The sequence below is a fragment of the Microbulbifer regidiadema (SeqCode) genome, from assembly GCF_052466995.1.
This window is the reverse complement of record NZ_CP174297.1, coordinates 4,159,832-4,179,132: the sequence shown is the minus strand read 5'-3', so window position 1 is coordinate 4,179,132 and position 19,301 is coordinate 4,159,832. Positions and strand designations below refer to the sequence as shown.

Annotated in this window: 15 protein-coding genes; 6 read left to right on the top strand and 9 right to left on the bottom strand. The window is 53.1% G+C overall.

Translation table 11 applies throughout. The features are described 5' to 3' along the window. Positions 1 to 31: 31 nt before the first annotated feature. Positions 32 to 1,663, top strand: coding sequence for a long-chain fatty acid--CoA ligase (locus ACJJIK_RS18240; RefSeq protein ID WP_444929660.1), 1,632 nt, complete (start codon positions 32 to 34; stop codon positions 1,661 to 1,663). Between the two features lie 246 nt (positions 1,664 to 1,909). Next, positions 1,910 to 2,998: a glycerophosphodiester phosphodiesterase gene (glpQ, locus tag ACJJIK_RS18235; RefSeq protein ID WP_444929659.1), complete on the top strand. Its 1,089-nt coding sequence runs from the start codon at positions 1,910 to 1,912 to the stop codon at positions 2,996 to 2,998. Between the two features lie 45 nt (positions 2,999 to 3,043). Here the strand turns inward: glpQ and ACJJIK_RS18230 are convergent, their stop codons facing one another. The 3 genes from ACJJIK_RS18230 to ACJJIK_RS18220 all read right to left on the bottom strand — a co-directional run bounded on the left by ACJJIK_RS18230 (position 3,044) and on the right by ACJJIK_RS18220 (position 6,291). Next, positions 3,044 to 3,823, bottom strand: a complete 780-nt coding sequence (locus ACJJIK_RS18230) for an enoyl-CoA hydratase (RefSeq protein ID WP_444929658.1) — start codon at positions 3,821 to 3,823, stop codon at positions 3,044 to 3,046. A gap of 214 nt (positions 3,824 to 4,037) precedes the next feature. Then, entirely contained in the window at positions 4,038 to 4,958 is a 921-nt protein-coding gene (locus ACJJIK_RS18225) for a dimethylarginine dimethylaminohydrolase family protein (protein WP_444929657.1), read from the bottom strand. 85 nt (positions 4,959 to 5,043) lie between these two features. Next, positions 5,044 to 6,291, bottom strand: coding sequence for a Zn-dependent hydrolase (locus tag ACJJIK_RS18220; RefSeq protein ID WP_444943492.1), 1,248 nt, complete (start codon positions 6,289 to 6,291; stop codon positions 5,044 to 5,046). Positions 6,292 to 6,421: 130 nt separating this feature from the next. On the opposite strand from ACJJIK_RS18220, the gene ACJJIK_RS18215 reads away from it, so the two are divergent. Continuing rightward, the gene (locus tag ACJJIK_RS18215; RefSeq protein WP_444929655.1) at positions 6,422 to 7,204 is read left to right on the top strand and encodes a tryptophan 2,3-dioxygenase; all 783 of its coding nucleotides are present in this window, start codon (positions 6,422 to 6,424) and stop codon (positions 7,202 to 7,204) included. A gap of 143 nt (positions 7,205 to 7,347) precedes the next feature. On the opposite strand, the gene ACJJIK_RS18210 is transcribed toward ACJJIK_RS18215, so the two are convergent. Both ACJJIK_RS18210 and ACJJIK_RS18205 read right to left on the bottom strand, forming a co-directional pair. Next, a complete protein-coding gene (locus tag ACJJIK_RS18210) occupies positions 7,348 to 7,773 on the bottom strand; it encodes an ExbD/TolR family protein (protein ID WP_444943491.1) in 426 nt (141 codons plus the stop codon). A 184-nt stretch (positions 7,774 to 7,957) separates the two neighbouring features. Beyond that, positions 7,958 to 8,410, bottom strand: a complete 453-nt coding sequence (locus ACJJIK_RS18205) for a methylglyoxal synthase (protein ID WP_444929653.1) — start codon at positions 8,408 to 8,410, stop codon at positions 7,958 to 7,960. A 335-nt stretch (positions 8,411 to 8,745) separates the two neighbouring features. On the opposite strand from ACJJIK_RS18205, the gene ACJJIK_RS18200 reads away from it, so the two are divergent. Then, positions 8,746 to 9,150 (top strand): hypothetical protein, encoded by a 405-nt coding sequence (locus ACJJIK_RS18200; RefSeq protein ID WP_444929652.1) that lies wholly within the window; start codon positions 8,746 to 8,748, stop codon positions 9,148 to 9,150. 1,196 nt (positions 9,151 to 10,346) lie between these two features. Then, a complete protein-coding gene (locus tag ACJJIK_RS18195; RefSeq protein WP_444929651.1) occupies positions 10,347 to 11,249 on the top strand; it encodes a hypothetical protein in 903 nt (300 codons plus the stop codon). Positions 11,250 to 11,308: 59 nt separating this feature from the next. Here the strand turns inward: ACJJIK_RS18195 and ACJJIK_RS18190 are convergent, their stop codons facing one another. The 4 genes from ACJJIK_RS18190 to ACJJIK_RS18175 form a co-directional block, all read right to left on the bottom strand. Further along, positions 11,309 to 12,304 (bottom strand): phosphoribulokinase, encoded by a 996-nt coding sequence (locus ACJJIK_RS18190; RefSeq protein WP_444943490.1) that lies wholly within the window; start codon positions 12,302 to 12,304, stop codon positions 11,309 to 11,311. 21 nt (positions 12,305 to 12,325) lie between these two features. Further along, a complete protein-coding gene (locus tag ACJJIK_RS18185) occupies positions 12,326 to 15,472 on the bottom strand; it encodes an efflux RND transporter permease subunit (protein ID WP_444929649.1) in 3,147 nt (1,048 codons plus the stop codon). Next, on the bottom strand, positions 15,469 to 16,602 hold the full coding sequence (locus tag ACJJIK_RS18180) for an efflux RND transporter periplasmic adaptor subunit (protein WP_444929648.1): 1,134 nt from the start codon (positions 16,600 to 16,602) through the stop codon (positions 15,469 to 15,471). Before ACJJIK_RS18180 ends, ACJJIK_RS18185 begins: the two co-directional genes overlap by 4 nt. 392 nt (positions 16,603 to 16,994) lie before the next feature. After that, complete coding sequence (locus tag ACJJIK_RS18175; protein ID WP_444929647.1) at positions 16,995 to 17,705, bottom strand: cyclic nucleotide-binding domain-containing protein; 711 nt, start codon at positions 17,703 to 17,705, stop codon at positions 16,995 to 16,997. 345 nt (positions 17,706 to 18,050) lie between these two features. Between ACJJIK_RS18175 and ACJJIK_RS18170 the strand changes: the two genes are divergently transcribed. After that, positions 18,051 to 19,268, top strand: a complete 1,218-nt coding sequence (locus ACJJIK_RS18170; protein WP_444929646.1) for a TonB family protein — start codon at positions 18,051 to 18,053, stop codon at positions 19,266 to 19,268. The last annotated feature ends 33 nt before the right edge of the window (positions 19,269 to 19,301 follow it).

The window sequence follows — 19,301 nt, the reverse complement described above, 5'->3', positions numbered from 1 at the left end:
GCAAATAAAAGATAATAATAAGGAGTAAGCGATGAACGGCATGATGATGCAATCCCAGCTCATCCTCACCGGCATTATGAAACATGCACTGAGCAATTCACCAGATAGTGAGATTGTCTCAGTTACCCAGGATGCCCCCCTGTTCCGCTACAGCTACCGGCAAGCTTTTGCACGGGCTTCACAATTGGCACACGCACTGCAAAAGCTTGGCGCCAACAGCGGGGATCGGATTGCAACTCTCGCCTGGAATGATCACCGGCACTTTGAAATCTACTACGCCACCTCGTGCAGTGGTCTTGTTTGCCACACCATTAACCCGCGACTATTTGCCGAGCAAATCGCTTACATTATTGAGCACGCCGCAGACCGCTGGCTGTTTATTGATCCGCTGTTTATCCCCCTGATTGAGTCCCTGGCGGAGAGCCTGGGTTCAGTTGAAGGCATTGTTGTGCTGACCGATAAAGCACATATGCCCGACACCTCGCTCACAAATATTTACTGTTATGAAACCTTGCTTGCTGGAAAACCCACGGAATTTCACTGGCCAGACTTAGAGGAGGAAAGTGCGGCAGCACTCTGTTATACCTCCGGTACAACCGGCAACCCCAAAGGCGTGCTCTATTCCCACCGCGCACTGATGCTGCATACCTACGGCGTGCTGATGCCTGATGCCTTCGCGATCCGCAGAGACGAGGCGATATTGCCTGTTGTTCCCATGTTTCATGTCAACGCCTGGTCGATTCCCTATGCCGCAGCGGCTGTCGGGGCAAAACTTGTGTTGCCCGGTCCGAAAATGGGCTGTGGGGAAACACTGAGCCAATTAATCCAGCAGGAATCTGTCACTATCGCAGCCGGTGTTCCCACCGTTTGGCTCGCCCTGCTCAAGTACCTGCGCGAAACTGGCGAGAGCCTAGCCAGCCTAAACCGGGTAGTGGTTGGGGGCTCGGCCTGCCCCTGGAGCATTATGGAGGAGTTCGAGCAAAAGCACGGGGTCTACACCCATCACGCCTGGGGTATGACTGAGATGAGCCCACTGGGAAGCTACAATGCCCGCATTCCGGACAAGCTCCCCAGAGAGGAAGCGCAAGCCCTCAGGCTCAAACAGGGCCGGGCGGGATTTGGGGTTGAGATGCGCATTGTCGATCCCGAGGGCAATACACTGGCACAGGACGGCCTGGCCTTTGGTGCCCTGCAAGTGCGCGGCCCCTGGGTGTGCGAGCGCTACTACCGCGCCACTGAGTCAGCACTTACCGAGGATGGCTGGTTTGATACTGGCGACGTTGCCACGATTGATGCCGACGGTTACCTGACAATCACCGACCGCACCAAGGATGTGATCAAGTCCGGCGGCGAGTGGATTTCCTCCATTGAGCTGGAAAACTTTGCCATGGCGCAGGCCGGCGTCGCAGAGGCCGCCGTGATTGGTGTAGCCCACGAAAAGTGGAGCGAGCGCCCGCTCCTTATTGTTGTTCCCGCCGAGGGCAAGGTGGTAAACCCCGGGAAGCTACTGGCAGCCTTTAGAGGTCATTTTGCCAACTGGTGGATTCCCGATGATTGCGTTATTGCCAAAACCATTCCCCATACAGCCACCGGCAAAGTCAGCAAAAAAGATCTTAGAGAAAGCTACGCTGACTATTTATGGCCCCACGAGGCGTTAGTCTAGAAATTACTATTCCACCCTTGCGCAGGGATGCAGTCGACAAGCCATTTCCTGCGCAATATTCAAATTTTATATACAAATTATTGGGCCAGTCGATATGGTTTAGTTATGCTCGGCCCTAAAAATTTACTCGGCGCCCGGAAAAATATTAAGCGTTCACAGGGGGCAACATTGCCCGACTCGCTGATATATCCCTGTCATATTTATCTGCTAGAAAGTGCCCCACACTTACTCAAGGGTCATTTTCATATGTTTAAAAAATTTCTCTCACTCGTGTTGATCGGCCTATCTGTAGCCGCAACACTAACTTGCGCAGACAATATTGATAATAAAAATAAACAGACCCTTGTGGTAGCTCATCGAGGCGCCTCCGCCTATTTACCCGAGCACACCCTGGAATCCAAGGCTTTGGCTTACGGTATGCGCCCAGACTATATCGAGCAAGATCTGGTGCTCAGCAAGGATGACCACCTGATCGTAATGCACGATATTTACCTCGATAGCGTGACTAACGTCGCTGAGGTTTTTCCACTGCGCGCCCGTGATGACGGCCACTTCTATACCATTGATTTTACCCTCGCCGAGCTGAAGCAGCTTCAGGTGTCGGAGCCCTTTATCAGTGGAGAGGATGGCTTAGAGGCAAAATATCCGGAAAGATTTCCAATATGGCAGTCGAACTTCAAGCTTGCCACTTTCGAGGAGGAGCTGGAACTGATTCAAGGGCTTAACCGCTCACTGGGGTACAATATTGGTATCTACCCAGAAATTAAAAAACCCTATTTCCACCACTGGGAAGGCAAAGATATTGCCTTAATCGCACTGCAAACATTGAAAAAATACGGCTATACCGCTCGTGAGCAGAAAGTTTTTTTCCAGTGTTTTGATGCGGAAGAATTGCAGCGCGTCAAGTTTGAATTAATGCCCGCCATGGGGATGGATTTATCCTTAGTTCAATTAGTCGCCGCTACCGACTGGGGGGAAAAGCTGATTGAAGTTGATGGCGAGATTGAGAAGTACAATTACGACTGGATGCTGGAACGGGGCGGTCTGCGCAAAATCGCCACCTATGCCGACGGTATTGGCCCCTGGTATCCGATGCTGATGGAAGTTACAGACGGCGAGCCCAGCGCCAATAATGTCGTGCGCCGCGCACACCGCCGACAACTGCAAGTCCACGCCTATACCTTCCGCGCAGATACGGGGGCAGTGCCCGAAGAGTTTGACACCTTCGAGCACTTCCTGCATTTCGCCGTCTACCAGCTAGAGCTTGACGGCCTCTTTACCGATCACCCGGACAGAGCTATCAACTACCTCAGTGGTGCCCACAGCCCCCGCTGATAAACCGCAGGCGAGAAAAAAGGCCGCAAATCGCGGCCTTTTTTCTCAGTCAAACTTGGAGAAATCTGCGGGTCGCTTCTCCATAAAAGCGGTAGCCGCTTCTTTAAATTCATCCGAGGCCAAACGCTCTTTAAAGTAGCGCCCTTCATCCCGGATAAATTCCAAGCCCTTCTCCTCGGTTGCCCGGCGCAGCAGCTGTTTGCTCAGGCGCACTGCCGCCGGCGCTTTTTTCGCGAGTTCCGCTGCCGCTTCACGGGCGCGGGCGATCGCCTGTTCTGGCGCCACCGCCGCGTTACAGATTCCTAGCTCAACCGCTTCCTTCGCGCTAAAACGCTTGCTCAAAAGCAACAGCTCAGAAGCTTTGGCATGGCCGGCAATCCGCGGCAGTAAGTAGCTGGAACCATACTCAGGACACAGGCCCAGATCCACAAACGGCATCTGGAACATGGCGTCCTCTCCGGCAAAAGACAGATCACAGTGCAACAACATAGTGGTGCCAATACCGACTGCCGGACCATTCACTGCCGCAACTACCGGCTTGGGGAAATGGTAGAGGGCACTCATAAACTGGAATACCGGAGACTCTTCCCCGTCAGTAGAGCCGCCGAGGAAATCGGTCAGATCATTACCACTGGTGAATATACCCTCTGCACCCGTAATAATTGCCACGCGGACATCTGGGTTTGTCGACGCATGATTCAGCAAGCCCGCCATCGCAGTATACATGGCCATAGTCAGGGCATTTTTACGTCCGGGTCGATTAATCGTAATCTCGAGGATGCGGTCCTTAAGCTCGGCCTGAATTTCAGCGCATTCGCTTTGCATAGTGTTCTCCGGGGTAAGACGTAGATCGGGCGGCTCACAGCGGCCTCGCTATAAGGCTTCAGCGGAAACAATTTTCCTGCGCTGCAAGCCGCCTGTTTAGGCGATTCATATTAACCGCTGTTCCCAGAGGTGCGAGTTCCTAATCAACCACTTTCGTTGACGGGATTAACCCGGCCACCAGCGACCGGGCTCTAGTCATGGACTGCGCGGCGAATCAAGCGCTTTTGGCTGAATCCCGGCGCAGGGGCTGGCACATGCAGTGAACACCACCGCCACCGGGAGTAATCATGGAAATATCCGGGTCGATCACTTCCAGACCATGGGCGCGGCACTTCTCCGCTAAACCGCGATTGGCCTTCGGCAACATCACCCGATCATTCCCCAGGGCAACAACATTGACGCCAAGCTCCAGTACCTGCGGGAAGGGAATATCGATGATTTCTATATTGCGGTTCTTAAACCACTGCACCAGCTCCGGCTCAACTGCATCGACGCAAATGGCCGCCAATTTTTCTGCGAGCATCGCTACCATTACATCGATATGCAGGAAGAATGGGTCGAACTGGTAACCTTTAACCTCCCAGCCCTCCTTTTCCACCCAGCTTTTCATCTGCGCAAATCCCTGTGGGCTGGTGCGCTCGCCGGAGTAGCCACACAGGATAACGCCGGGCTCTAACACCATAAAATCGCCGCCCTCCAGGGAGCCCGCCGTAATAATGTCGTAAATCGGAATATCCAGCTCTGCGTACTTCTTCACAATGGGCGCCCACTCACCGCGACGCCATGGGCTGAACATCTGTGTCACAATTGGCCCCCACGGAGTCATCACCGAGGAATCGCGCCCATAAATTTGGTAGGGCAAGGTGCTATCCGCTGGAATCAGATGTGTCTTCACCCCAGCGTGGCGGTAGGCATCGAGCATTTCTCCATGCTGCGCCGCTGCCACCTTGTGATCAAACTGCATACCGAGGCGCTCAGCGCGCCGGGCACTGGCGTTACCGGTGCGCCAGCTAAAGTTATCCACAGGACCGATCAATACATCCCGCAGCACGCCGTATTCAGAGTCCATGCCCCAATCGGCCAGGGCTGCGGTGCCGCCGTTATCCTGGCGGTGCTTCAAAGTAAAATTACCCATTCGCTTATATTCCAACTTATTATCAATTATGCCAAAGCCAGGGGGGACGACTGCATCAAAGCAGGTGTCCTACCTGCACTGCTACTTACACCAATTCTGCACTGCTCAACATTGCGTGAAGCAACACATTACAGCCCGCCTCCAGGTGATCCGGCGCGGCCGACTCCGCTTCATTGTGTGACAGGCCCCCTTCACAGGGCACAAAGATCATAGAGACAGGCGCAACCCGGGATACGTAGACAGAGTCGTGCCCGGCACCGGAGACTATCTTGCGATTGCTGTATCCCAGATGTTGCACAGCACTGTTCACCGCCTCGATACAATCCCGGTCAAAAGCCACGGGAGGGGAGTACCACTCTTCGCGAATATCAATGCGGGTGCCGGTCTCCTCCTGCACCGTTTCAGCCGCGCGATACAGGGCCTCGTGCAGATAATTTAACCCCTCGTCCAGGGGGTGGCGGAGGTCCAGTGCCAGTACCACCTCTTCGGGTACCGTGTTGCGACTGCCCGGCGCCGCCCTCAGATCGCCACAGGTGATGCGCGCATCTTCTGAATACTCCCGCACTTGGCGGTACAGGCGTTCGCACAGTATGGACAGCGCCTGGACCGGATCGCGGCGATCCTCCATCGGGGTTGGGCCCGCGTGGCAGGGCACTCCGTAAAAAGTCACGTCATACCAGCGAATCCCCTGTACCCCGGTGACAACACCGATCACCTGGTCCTGCTTCTCGAGAATCGGCCCCTGTTCGATATGCGCCTCGAAGGAGGCTTTGATTGGGCTCGGTTGAGCGGGCTCAGTGCCGAGATACCCTATCTGCTTTAACGCGTCACCGATGGTGATACCGGATTTATCCGCGCGGTTATGCCCATACTCCAAGCTGAATTCACCGGCCCAAACACCAGAACCTATCATCGCCGGAGAGAAACGCGCGCCCTCCTCATTGGTCCACACAACCACCTCTAGCGGAGCCTGGGTTCTGATACCCCGCTCCTCCAGAGTGCGCAGCACTTCCAGACCGGCAAGTACGCCATAGACACCGTCAAATTTGCCACCGGTGGGCTGAGTATCCAGATGAGAGCCCGTCACTACCGCAGGCAAGCTATTATCTGCGCCAGCCCGGCGGGCAAAAATATTTCCCATCCGGTCCACCCTAATTTCACAGCCAATATCCCGACACCAGCGCACGAACAGGTCGCGCCCTTCGCGGTCTTCATCCGTCAGGGCTTGGCGGTTGCAGCCGCCCGCCGGGGTCGCACCTATCTCGGCCATTGCCATCAGGCTATTCCAAAGGCGAGAGCCATTGACACGTAGGTTTTGTGCAGGGTTTTCCATTCGCAGAGCTCCGGAGCTTTATAATATGCCCAATATTAATCACTTTGCCGTAACTTTTATTTTGATCAGCACCGGCTAAAGAGAGCATTATTTTGTAACTGGTTAAAACACACTCAGGAAGCAGCTGACTATGACAATAACTTATAGCTCTTACCTTAAAGTAGACGAGCTTTTACAGTGCCAGAAACCTCTTTCCGATGGCCCCGAGCACGACGAGCTACTATTTATCACCATTCACCAAAGCTACGAACTCTGGTTCAAGCAAATGCTGCACGAACTGGATTTCCTGGTGTGCCTGTTCAATGCGGGAGATCGCAATCGCGCCCTGCACACCCTCAAGCGCGTCGATGCGATTTACCGCACGCTGATACAGCAGGTCGATATCCTGGAAACCCTCACCCCACTCGAATTTATGTCTTTCCGCGATCGACTCTCCACAGCCAGTGGTTTTCAGTCGTACCAATTTCGCGAGCTGGAATTTCTCTACGGCGCCAAGGACCCGACAAAGCTGGAAAACTACCCCCCCGGCTCAGAGCACCGCCAGCGTTTGCAAAAACGCCTCGAGGCGCCGACGCTTTGGGACGCTTTCCTAAAATTTTTGCTGCACGATGGGCACAAGGTACCGGATACCGAACTCAACAGGGACTTTAGCCTGGTAGCCGAACCCTCTGCGGCCGTTCAAAAGATATTGGTCGAGATCTATCGGAGTGATCCACTGGTAAGTGAAATCTGCGAGGCGCTAGTGGATATCGACACCTCGTTGCAGCAGTGGCGTTATCGGCATGTCAAAATGGTGGAGCGGACTATCGGCAGCAAAATGGGTACCGGTGGCTCAAGCGGGGTGGGCTATTTACTGGGAACCCTGTTCAGGCCGGTATTCCCGGACCTCTGGGCAATCCGCTCAGAATTCTGATATCAGTTCCCATCAGTAGGGTCATTTAAGCTAGTAGGGTCATTTAAGCCCCCAATTTTATGACCCATTCAAAAGCATAATTCACAAACGAAAAAAGCCAGCGATACGCTGGCTTTTTAAGCGGGGACAAGTCGCCGGGAAGCTTAGTCCTCGTAGGGTACCAGGGAAACCTGAATGCCCAGACTCACTTCCTTCGCCGCGTCCGCAATCTGTACGTAGGTATCCGCACTGGACTTGTTGTGCGCACGCACGATCACCATTGCCTGCGGGTTCTCCGCATACATCTGCGCAATACGGGCGCGCACTGCACGGCTGTCAATGCGGCTGCCATCTGCCATGGTGATTTCATCATTTGCGCTGACCATCAGCAGAATATTCTGCTTGTTGGGATCTGGCTCAGCGTTGCTGGTCTCATTGGGATCAGGCACATTCACATCCAGCGCCTTCTCTTTAACAAATGAAGCAGTCACGATAAAGAAGATCAGCATGATAAACACAACGTCCAACATGGGCGTCAGGTCGATATCCGCCTTTTCCTCTTCTACGGCCTTTCCGCGTCGTCTACTCATAAAACACCGTGCAATTTTCAAATATCAGGGGTGCCGGATTGACCGGTCTAATCTGGAGGGAAGATTGCCGCGATTTCGCAAGCATTGCAAGTGCGAGCGACAAGCCTGATAAATAAACCTTAAAAATCAATGAGTTACAGAATAGAATCGACAAGAAAGATCAAATTTTAAGCAGAAATTCCGACTAACGCCCCGCTAGATAGCTCTGGTAGTCAGGCACTTCGTGTTCAAAAGCCTGGTCCATTAATGGTGACTGTACCACCATATCAGCACTGCTCTGGTTGCAGGCCACAGGGATATTCCAGGCTGCGGCAATACGCAGCAGTGCCTTGACGTCCGGGTCATGGGGCATGGGTTCAAAGGGGTCCCAGAAGAATACCAGCAGGTCCACCTGTCCCTCGCTGATCCTCGCCCCCAGCTGCTGGTCACCACCCAGTGGACCACTTAAGAGCTTCTCAACACTTAACCCCGTCGCCGCCTCTATTTTCCCACCGGTTGTCCCGGTGGCTAACAACTGGTGCTTTTTGAGCAAATCGCGGTGTCGAAGGCACCACTGAATCATGGCATCTTTGCGGTTGTCATGGGCTACCAGAGCCACTCGTTTGGTCGCCGGCAGTGCTTTAGCAATAAATTCCATGTGAACCTCAAGGTAAAGAATCACCGTTATAGTATCCGAAATACTACCCGAATATAGCGGCGCCTCTGAATAATTCCGCGATGTCTACCCCGCGCCTAAAGGCTGCCAATATTAAATGTGACTCACTGCTCATTTGGCAGGGGCGGCAAGACGGGTCTAGGAACCCTTGCCGGCCCCTCACACTCTGTATCGCCGCTTGTCTCAGTGGCGAGGCTACCCGCCACACGCACGCCCCAAAAAAGCCAGAGGTATCACCGAGTGAATCAGAAGCTCCCCAGAATGTTTTTCTCCTCGCTATAATGCGGCAAGAAATAGGACCATGATAAGGAGTCAGTATGAGCGTAGGAGCCTGGGAGCCACAGGTAAGTAGCCCAAACAGTGAAACGAAAGAGGAATTTAACCGGGAGCAGTTGCTCAAACTTATCGAAATTGCTGAATCCAATAATTCTTTTACCGAATCAGTGGAAAGTATTGAAAATATATCCTCCAAACTGATTCGTCTCCCCACCCAGCACTGGCTTGAGGAGAGCGAGAATTGGAGCAGCGCCCAGCTGTGGCAACTGATCCGCTTCTTTACCCTGGCAGAAATGCAGCTGCCGGGCTGGGACGCCGGCGCTGAGTCCGCAGTGATTCCGCTGGCCAAGGTGCTCAAACAGCGCGCTACGCCATTAACAAAAGAACAGCTGCTGTGGATTCGCCAGAACTCCAATAATCGCTATTTACCCTACGGGCCACTATAAAACTAAAGTACCGGTGTCCATATCCCCCAGTGACAGGTATGTCCTGTTACTGGGTTTAATAAATCTTACCGCTCTAACTTCTGCAAAGCTGACAAGCGTTAACCTTAATTGCCAATTCCTCCAAAGCAGAGCTGTTGTCCATAAAAATATCATTAAACCTGAAAATTGGCCCATAGTGGTTGGGGCGTCATCCTAATTACTGCGGATAACACCAAAATTCGACCAATAGCACCTTATCTCGCACTCTTATAATTAGCAGAGTTGTCACCTTATAGCAAAACAAAAGACTGGAGACCAAGCGCTCGCTTTCCCGTTAGATTAAAAGCGCCAGCACCAAAACCACAAAACGCATACAGGCCAGCGGAACAAACAGCGCGATATAAGCGGGTTTAGCCCTCTGCAATTTGCCCACAGAAAAGAACAGTTTCTACATCCAGATTGAAATACCCCGGTGGCCAGCGATTCCCGTGAACTAATCATCCCGCCCCCGGCACTCATATACCCTGCACTCCACCCGCTATATAAATGTCAGCGCTATCCGTTTTAATTCCTTATACAGCGCAGGGGTACCACAGTAGTACTCAAGCTAGCCCTGGCAGCTTGCCCCCGTTCAATTCCTCACTATTCGAATATCGCTCTCCCCCAGGCCAGATAACAAACTCAGCCAGGGTGAGTCCCGTCGCCAATTAGTGGGGAGGAAAGCGCGCAGTTAAGTTTTGTTAGCCGGCCTCTCGCTGAATGGAGCGAACAAAACCATCGTTCGCAAACAAGCTTTAGGGGCAAAAGTCAAAACAACTAAACCAACAAACCGATAAAACTTACAGATTTACTCAACTATTTAACCTCACATTTACTGATTTGCAACGGGTAATGTTGGCGATAAAGAAGCTCTAGTGGAGACCCCTTGTAAGTTCCCAAAAAGATCAAAAACACAGTTCAAATGGCCCCCAATGGAAAAATATGTAAAAAAAAGCCATTTTTTTTACATTAAATAGAAAAAAACCATTCAAAAGACTTGCAATTAGGTATACAAATAAGCTGCAATTAGCGCCGCTAGCTTGGGGGGACTCACTATCAATTGTTTTCTGCCGAAAACACGCATCTTGAACGGCGCCTATTTCCGTTAAAGATGGCTGAGAATAATTGATAGGAATGCCCCCACTTACTAAAACAATTCATTTTGCAGGGATATTTAAATGGCTACTAAAAAAGCTACTCAAGTCGCTACCAGCGACGTTGCACAACTGGAAGCGGAGCTGCGCTCCCTCACCGCTAAACTGGAAAGCGCCCGCCTGAAACAGGAAAAGGACGCAACCGCCAGCGCTGAAAAATTGGCAAACAATGCCAAGAAAGCTGCTGCTAAAGCAAAAACCACTCAAGATAAAGTGGCAACTGTTCGAGCGAAGAAAAAGACTGCCGCTCAGCAGCAACAGCTGAAAAAAGCGCGTGAAGCCGCTGCCGCAGCCAAAACTGCTGCAACTGAAGCCAAAACAGCTGCAACCGCAGCCAAAAACGAGCTGGCTGAGATCAAAGCCGCTAACAAACTGGCTTCTCAAGTAGCTAAGATCGTTGCTAAAGAAGAAGCTGCTGTAGCCAAGAAACTGGCCGCCAGCGAGAAGAAAAAAGCTGCTGCCGAAGCTAAGAAAGCCGCTGCCAGCAAGAAGAAAGCTACCACCGCAAAGAAAAAGCCTGGTCGCCCCGCTAAGACTGAAGAAGCCAAGAAGAAGCCCGGCCGTCCCGCTAAGACCGAAGAAGCCAAGAAAAAGCCTGGCCGCCCCAAAAAAGAAGCTACTGAAACCACTGAAGCCAAAAAGAAGCCCGGCCGCCCAGCAAAAGCGGAAACCGCTAAGAAAAAGCCCGGTCGTCCTAAAAAAGCAGAGACCGCAGCCGCCGCAGCAACTGAAGCTGCTCCTGTAAAACGCGGTCGCGGCCGCCCACCAAAGGCAGAAACCGCACAAAAGAAGCCCGGTCGCCCAGCAAAAGCGGAAGCCGCTAAGAAAAAGCCAGGGCGCCCCAAAAAAGCAGAATCCGCAGCCGCAGCAACAACTGACGCTGCTCCTGTAAAGCGTGGTCGCGGTCGTCCGCCCAAGGCTAAATAAGCCAGCGCTTACTCGAGGCTGATTTATTCAGCCCGTTTAAACCCTGGCCAAGCCAGGGTTTAAACCCGCCGGGAGCTATCTGCACCCAGCTGAACGCCCCTCACCTTGTGATCTTCCCCCAACGCTATAACACAGTCCGCCCAATTCGGCATATCTTCCAATAAGTTCCGCGTCAGCCTTTCGTAATGCTGTACAAACTGTGCAATTTGCCGACCCGTCATCCCCCTGCCCGATCGGGCCCTGAGCTTGTGCTCCTGTAACTGACGCCAGCGAACAATACACGCCATACTGGGTGCTTTGAGCATAATCCATATATCAATCAGCGAAAAAAGATCCCGATAAGGGCCCTCCAGCTGTTGATTTACATAATTCCGCCATTTGCCACAAGCATCCCTCTTGTCTTCCAGCTCATTGAGCGGCCCTTTGGGTTCAAGGGAGGGTCTGGCACCGAGGCACCAGCCCTCGAATAAAACAATATCCACCCGTCCACTGACAACGGGCCACAAATGCGCGGGTATACGGTCATCGCTGCCCTTATCAAATCGGGGCAAGGAAACCGTCGAGTCTTTATCGGCGGAGCACAGGGCCTTCAGGGTATTAATCCCCAGGGCGGTATCGTGGGTACCCGGCACCCCCCGGGTTTTGAGCAAAGGGTGCACTTTTGTCGCCAGGGCTCGGCGCTGCTGCTGGGTTAAGTAGATATCATCCAAAGACAAAGTACAGCAGCGATAACCGATCTCCCGATAGACACGCTGCCACACATCCGCCAGCGTAGACTTGCCTGTGCCCTGCCCGCCACTTATTCCGATCACCAGCGGCCTATTGTGCTGATGGCGATTAAGCGTCCAGATGGCCAGAGGCAGAAAAACTTGAGTGAGCACCGGCAAGAAATCCTCCGGCAATTGATGCTCGTGTAATAAATCCCGAAAAGGTGCAGCAAGCTGCGCTTGCAGCTGCTCACTGCGCTGTAAAACCTCCGCCGGCCACTTGCCCTTATCCATAATTCCCCGCGATAAAAACGGGGGCCTAAGCCCCCGAAATTTGTACTCACTCATTGAGACTCAGAAAGTCTCTGATCAATTCCCGGCAAGCTCAGCAGCCTGTTGGCGACCTCCCCTCCTATAGCGACCCGGCAACACCAACATAATCGGAGTGACCAGCAAAGTCAGCAAGGTGGAAAAGGTAAGTCCGTAGACAATTGCACTGGCAAGCTTCACCCAAAAAGAGGCAATTACCCCATCGACAACGATATTGCGCCCCACCATATCAACACTGACTCCCAGCGCCAGGGGTAACAACCCGAGGATTGTTGTCGCAGTTGTCAAAAAGACCGGTCGCAACCTCTGTGTCGATGCCTTGACTGCGGCCTCAGCCGATGTGAGACCCGGCTCACTCTTGCGCACGAAATTGTAAGTATCTATCAGCACGATATTGTTATTCACCACAATCCCGGCCAACGCCACAATACCTACTCCGGTCATAATCACACTAAAAGTGCTCTGTGTGATAAGCAGGCCCAGCATCACACCCAAAGTGGACATAATCACCGAGGAGAGCACTAGCAGGGATTGGTAAAAGCTGTTGAACTGGGTCACCAGCAAAATGAACATTAAAAACAGGGCCAAAATAAAGGCTATACCAAGGAATTGAAAAGACTCACTCTGCTCTTCATCGGCTCCACGGAACAATAGCTCAATCCGCTTATCTACCGGGTTGCTCTGTAGCCATGTCCTTATTTCTTGCACTTTATCATCCGCCAGCACACCCTCCTGTGCATCAGCCTTAATTTGCATGCGGGTAATGCCATCGATTCGCTCAATTTTATCCACCTTAGGCATGGCTTCTGTCTGCACAAAACTACTAATGGGAACCGTGCCCTGAGTGGTATTCACCTTTAGCTGATCAAGCGCCGCAATCCCCCGGGCACTTTGGGGGTACCTGATACGGATATCGACCTCTTCATCGGTATCATCGGGCCGATACTCTGCGACGCGAACACCGTTGGTAACCAACTGCACCGCCCGCCCCACTTCAGTGAGATCGGCTCCGTAAAGCGCCGCCTTGGCACGGTCGACTTTTACCTCCCACTCAATGCCGGGCAGTGGAGCCGTATTGACAATATCGCGCAAGCCGCCGATCTGCTCCATTGCGCGGTGCAATCGCCAGGTCTCCAGCAGTAGCTGCTCGTAATTCTGGCTGCGCAACTCCAATACAATATCTTTACCGACTGGCGGCCCACCTTCCATAACGTTGGCCGTTACTTTAATACCAGCAAAGTCTGCGGTGCGCGTGCGAATATCGATAAAAATATCTCGACTCCGCCGTTCGCGCTCCTCCGCCGGGTAAAGCTCGACTAGCATATTGGCAATCTGGTCCGGAGAGCGGTCAGAGTTCCCGCTAATTCCCCCGGAGCCAATGGTGGTATGCGCTATCCTAACTTCGGGCACACTCAGTACAGCTCTTTCCACCTGCGCCACCAGAGCTTTTTTCTCCGCCATAGACAGATTGCCCTGGGCCCTAATTTCTACATTGCCGTACTGCTCTTCGGTATCGGTAAAAAACTCGACCCCTGCGCCAAAATTAATAAAACCGATAAAAATCGCAACCAGTATGGCGATAGTGGCAAAGAATCCACTCAGAGGGCGCCGCAAAACCTTCTCAATAAGTCGGGCATAGCCGCCGGTAATTCCGGGTAGGGAGCGAGGCAAGCCGCTCTCCAGCTGGCTCAGATAATTGCGCGTAGAGGCATCCATGGCACTCTTGCCAAACAGTGACCCCAGTACCGGGGCAAAAAACAGCGCGTACAGGAGTGACCCGGCCAATACCGCGAATACGGTAACGGGCAGGTAGCGCATAAAATCTCCGGTAACCCCGGGCCATAACATAATCGGCAAAAATGCGGCAAGGGTGGTCGCGGTTGAGGCAACTACCGGCCAGAACATACGGCTGACCGATGCAATATAAGCCTCCCTGGCAGATAGCCCCTCGGCCATTTTCCGATCCGCAAACTCGGTAATCACAATGGAGCCATCAATTAACATACCGAGGGCCAGCAACATCCCGAACATCACCATAAAGTTAAAGGAATAACCCAGGTGCCAGGTGATGATGGTGCCAAACAGCAAAGAAAAGGGTACTCCCAGCCCCACCAGGATACCCGAGCGGAAACCGAGGGCGGCAACGATAATAATCATTACCAGCAGTATTGCCGTCAGGATATTTCCCTGCATTTCACTGACCATATCCCGGGCAAAACCGGACTGGTCAAAAACAAACTCCAGGGTGACGCCCTGTGGCAGCGCAGCGAGTTCACTCTGCACCACTTCGCGAACCCTATCTGCGACATCGACAGAGCTGGCATCGTTGCGTTTTTCAACGTTAATCGCCAGTCCCGGGCGACCATTGATACTGGTATAGCTCACCGCATCTTTGAAAGTTCTGCGAATATCGGTGACCGCTCCCAGAGTCACAACACCATCGCGGGACTTCTTGAGCGGAATATCGTAGACATCCTGAGCGGTTTCAATCAACCCTGGCACTTTCACTGAAAAGCGGCCTCGGTTGCTCTCCAGCTCTCCTGCGGGAATAAGCAGATTATTGCCCAATACCGCATTGATCAGCTCGGCACTGGTAATTTGATGGTGCTCCAGGCGCACCGGATCAATCACCGCCTCGACTACCTCCTCCCGGTTGCCGTGCAGGTCGGCGCTAAGTACCTCGGGAATCCCCTCTATCTTGCGCTTGAGCAATTCAGCGGTGCGCAATAGAACCCGCTCGTTGACCTGCTCGCCAGATAAAGTCACTACGATAGTGGGAAAAGGTTGCGCCGACGCCTCTTCGACGCTGGGCTCATCGGCATCCCGGGGCAGTTCCGACCTGGCCCGATCGACCGCATTGCGAATATCGTCGACGGCATCATCCACACCAATAGCAGAATCAAATTCAACCACGATATAAACAAGGGATTCCCGGGCCACGGCGATCACTTCGACGACCCCCTCCACCGCGCGAATTTCTTTCTCCAGGGGGCGAACCAACAGGCGCACACCATCCTCGGGAGAAATACCCTCGTGGGTAACCTGCACGATCACAAAGGGGGGATTCACCTCGGGACTCGATTCAATAGTCATCGCTGCGCGGGCAACGATCCCCAGCAAAACAATCAGCAGCATCAGACATATGGTGCTGCGATTTCTTTGAATAGCGCTTTCCAGTAGCCTCATCGCGGTTCCCCCTCGGGGATCACCGCCGCTGCGGGTGCCGGAGCGACTTCCTGCGGCTGATTTTCGCCGGAGAAATTTTCTGTGGGTTGCAAGATTTCTGCGCGGACCACATCCCCAGCAGCGACATATTCCTGCCCCACAGTAATCAGGGTGACGACCTCCGGCAGCCCCGCAACCCAGACACCTTTGTCGCCGTCCCCCACTAAGGAGACATTGATAAATTCCACCCGATTTTCACCGTCGAGCGTCCGCACCCCCAGGGCACCGCTATCATCTAGCGTGAGTAGAGAGGCATTAATAAGATGAGCGGTCACCTCACCGGTAGGCAGGGCCAGCTGGCCGCTCAATCCCCCCGGAAGCTGGTTGCCGGGATTATCCACCGCAACTTCCACCCGGTAGGCTCGGGTAACTTCCTGTGCTTGTTGACTGATATAACGGAGGTACCCCTCTACCGATACCCCGCGCTGTAACTGCGCCCTGGCCGGCCCTCCCGCAATAAGACTGCCCACCTGGGTCTCTGCAACTTCGCCCACAACCAGGATGGGGTCCAGATCGAGAAGAGTCGCACACTCCTCTCCACGGCGAATAAAATCTCCCAACTCCACCGCCCGGCTATTCACCACGCCAGCAAAAGGGGCGCGGATATGCAGCTTGTCCACCGTAACCTTGGCGCGGGTATATTCTGCTTTGCTGCGAGCCAGTTCCACCTGCTGCTGGGCCATTGCGGTATCCGACTGCAAGCCTTTTTTCTTGAGTCGCTCGGCGCCGGCAAAATCCAACTCCGCCTTGCGCTTCGCCGCTGCGGCCAGAGCCAGTTGCTCAATACGGTCCTCCGCTTCAATTTCGCAGATGACCTCACCTTTTTTAACGGTTTGCCCCTCTGCAACCGGAAGCGCTGCAATAGTGCCGTCTAACTCCGCGCGCAAGCGTACACTTCGGTTTGCCTCAGTGCGCCCATTGACCAGTACCTGCGTCGCGTAGGGTTGGGATTTAATAATCTGCGCCTGGATTCGCAGCTCGGGCTCAATGGCCGATGCAACTGTCGATTTATTCTGATCGCCCTGCGCGCCGGAAAACAACTGCCCGCTCAACAGCCAAAAAATAGCAGACACCGAAACAATAATTGCCATTCGGTAATTGCGCCTTGACCAGATAGATGCCAATACATTCATAACTTACTCAACCTGTTGGGCAGTGATGCACTATTGCAAAAAGCGTTTTGCAATCCTACTGGAGGAATCTCCGACAACTATTTACCGCAGGACAATTTTTGCACAGGCACATCCATTTCTAAAAATACTCCACCACGCTCTATTCAAATTTCATCTATAAACACACGATTAGTAGCGAATAAATGAAGTATACGAGTGATCTATAAATTTAGACTGAAACACACAGATAATTCACACACTCACAGGGAACGAGCACTTCAGTACCAAAAAAAGAATAAATAAGAAGGAGGAGAGAGGGCAGCCTGGAGCGAGAAAACCCCTCTCGCCCCTTTACTATTTGCAGGAAATCGTTACGACAACATCGACTCTAGAAATCCCAACATATCGGACTCATCGTCAACCAGTTCTCCAGAACCAAATTCTGCGTTCCAATCGAGAAGTATTTGAGCCAGAGCCTTTGCCTGCTCCGCCAGTGCCAGCAGCTCCTCCCGGCAGTTTTTCGGGCCGGTGTAGAGTTTCAATTTACGGTGGCTATTTGCCAACTGGTGTCCCGGATACTTGGAGCGATAGACTTCGAGCTTCCAGCGCAATGAGTGCACCATATTGCGGTAGAAGACCAGTTTTGCCGGCAGCTGTAACAGCGACAGATCCTCGAGATCACCAAACAGCGTACAATCAACACCCAGCACCTGGGTATCCTGGCTGCTGTACGCGGCAAAAACATCGGCACTGCGCGGCTCCGCCAACAGCATCGACAAATCACCAAATAACTCACCCGGACGTATTACAGCCAGGGGGCGCGCACTCCCCAGCATATCTTCTGAAGCCAAACCGTCCACTTTCACATGTAACTCACCGCGCAGCAGGAAATAGACCCATTGATCCACATCACCTGCACGCAGCAGCTGTTCTCCCGGTTGAAGACTGACCAAGCGGGAGCGCTTGAGTAAAACATCGTACTGCCATTCACTGGAGGCTCGAATATCTCGAAATAGATGGATGACATTGAGAAGGCGATCCACAGCATCTCGTGGATACTCGCTAAGGGGTTTAATTTCCATGCACAATTCAAATTTAGTGAAAACTATTCCATTTTTTGGCAAAGCATGGCTTAAGCCACTTCGCAAATCGCCATTCTAAACGATATCGCCCCATCACACCTGTTTCTAAGTGTGACAATCGTTTCTTTACCGGCTCTTTTTCTTGGGCGAATGAGGACAGCCTGCCCCTATCAGGCTTGAACTCAGTGCCAGTTACAGTAGAGTTAGCCATAGCGGGTAGAACTTTGGACTCCCGCGAGCTTTGGGCGCGCACTTTTGAACCTGACTGGTGTGCATTGGGGTCGGGGCCCCGGAACTCTTACCTAGCGGAGCATTTTGCTCCCGCTACTCAGACACCGTAGAACAATGAAATTGATAAAAATAGCCCTCTCTTTTTGGGTGTTTACATTTGCTCTCACTGCAAAAGCGGCACCACTTTTAAACGGTCTTGCTCTAGAACAACAATTTAATAAAGATATTTATATTGCGGCGATCTACTCGGAGAGCCTGAGCCGAGACGCCGCGACACTACTCGATAACGACATTCCTCGGCGCTTGGAAGTTCGTGTTATTACCAAAAGCCTCCCCGCGCGACGGTTCCGCAATCAGTGGATGGAAGCCATTGCGATTAACAACTCCGGCGATACGCTGAGCAGCCAGGCCGAAAACATGGTGACTTTTGCCAACCTGTTTAAAGGCCGCTTTGCCCACGGCGATCAGTTGAGTATTGAGTTCGCCGCAGGCACCGGCGCGACAACTATCTCGCTCAACAGTATTCAACTGGGAGAGATTGCCGATCCCGACTTTTTCAACACTTTGCTGCGCGCCTGGATTGGCTCAATTCCCCCCTCCACTGACTTCAAAGACGGACTCCTCTCCGCCGGTCAGGTCTCCGGTAGCCTGGTGACTACATTTGAATCCCTGGCCCCAACCAGTGAGCGTATTGCCGCACTACAGCTCAAGAGAATAAGCCAGGAGCAAGCTATTGCCGCAGAGGAGGCACCGGCGGAAACAGCGACATCGGCACCGGCTATTGAAATTGCCGACCTGCCCCCTCCCACCCTGGCCCTTGCCGCAACCGCTCCCGCAGTAGCCGCAGGGGCTGGAGTTGATGCTATCCCGGGGGATTCTGAGCAGAGCCCTGAAGTCGAGGCGCCGCTCCCCGCACAGGCTGAGGAAGACGTGGAGCTGATTACCCTGCCCCCAGAAGATGGCCCTGCGCTCGCTGACAATACAGAGGAGATGATGGAGGAAGAAGAGGAAGAGGCTCCTCTGACTGCCGATATGATCCTGACACGCCAGATCTACCACTCGGGCCTGCTCAGTCACACCTTCCGCCATATTCGCTATCCCAAGCGAGCCCAGGCACGGGGCCAGGAGGGCAGTGTACGCCTTAATGTGACCATAAATTCTCAAGGTGAAGTGGAAGATATCCAGCCGATCTCGGAGTCCCGCTTCTCAAGCCTCAACCGGGAAGCCCAAGCTGCGGTTCGCCGGGCGGGCCCCTACCCGGCCATCCCCCCGCTGCTGGGTGCCGATACCTATAGTTTTTCTATCCCCATCACTTTCCGCCTGCCGGATTAAATCGCCAGTCACATGGCCCCGAGGCCCCGCTCT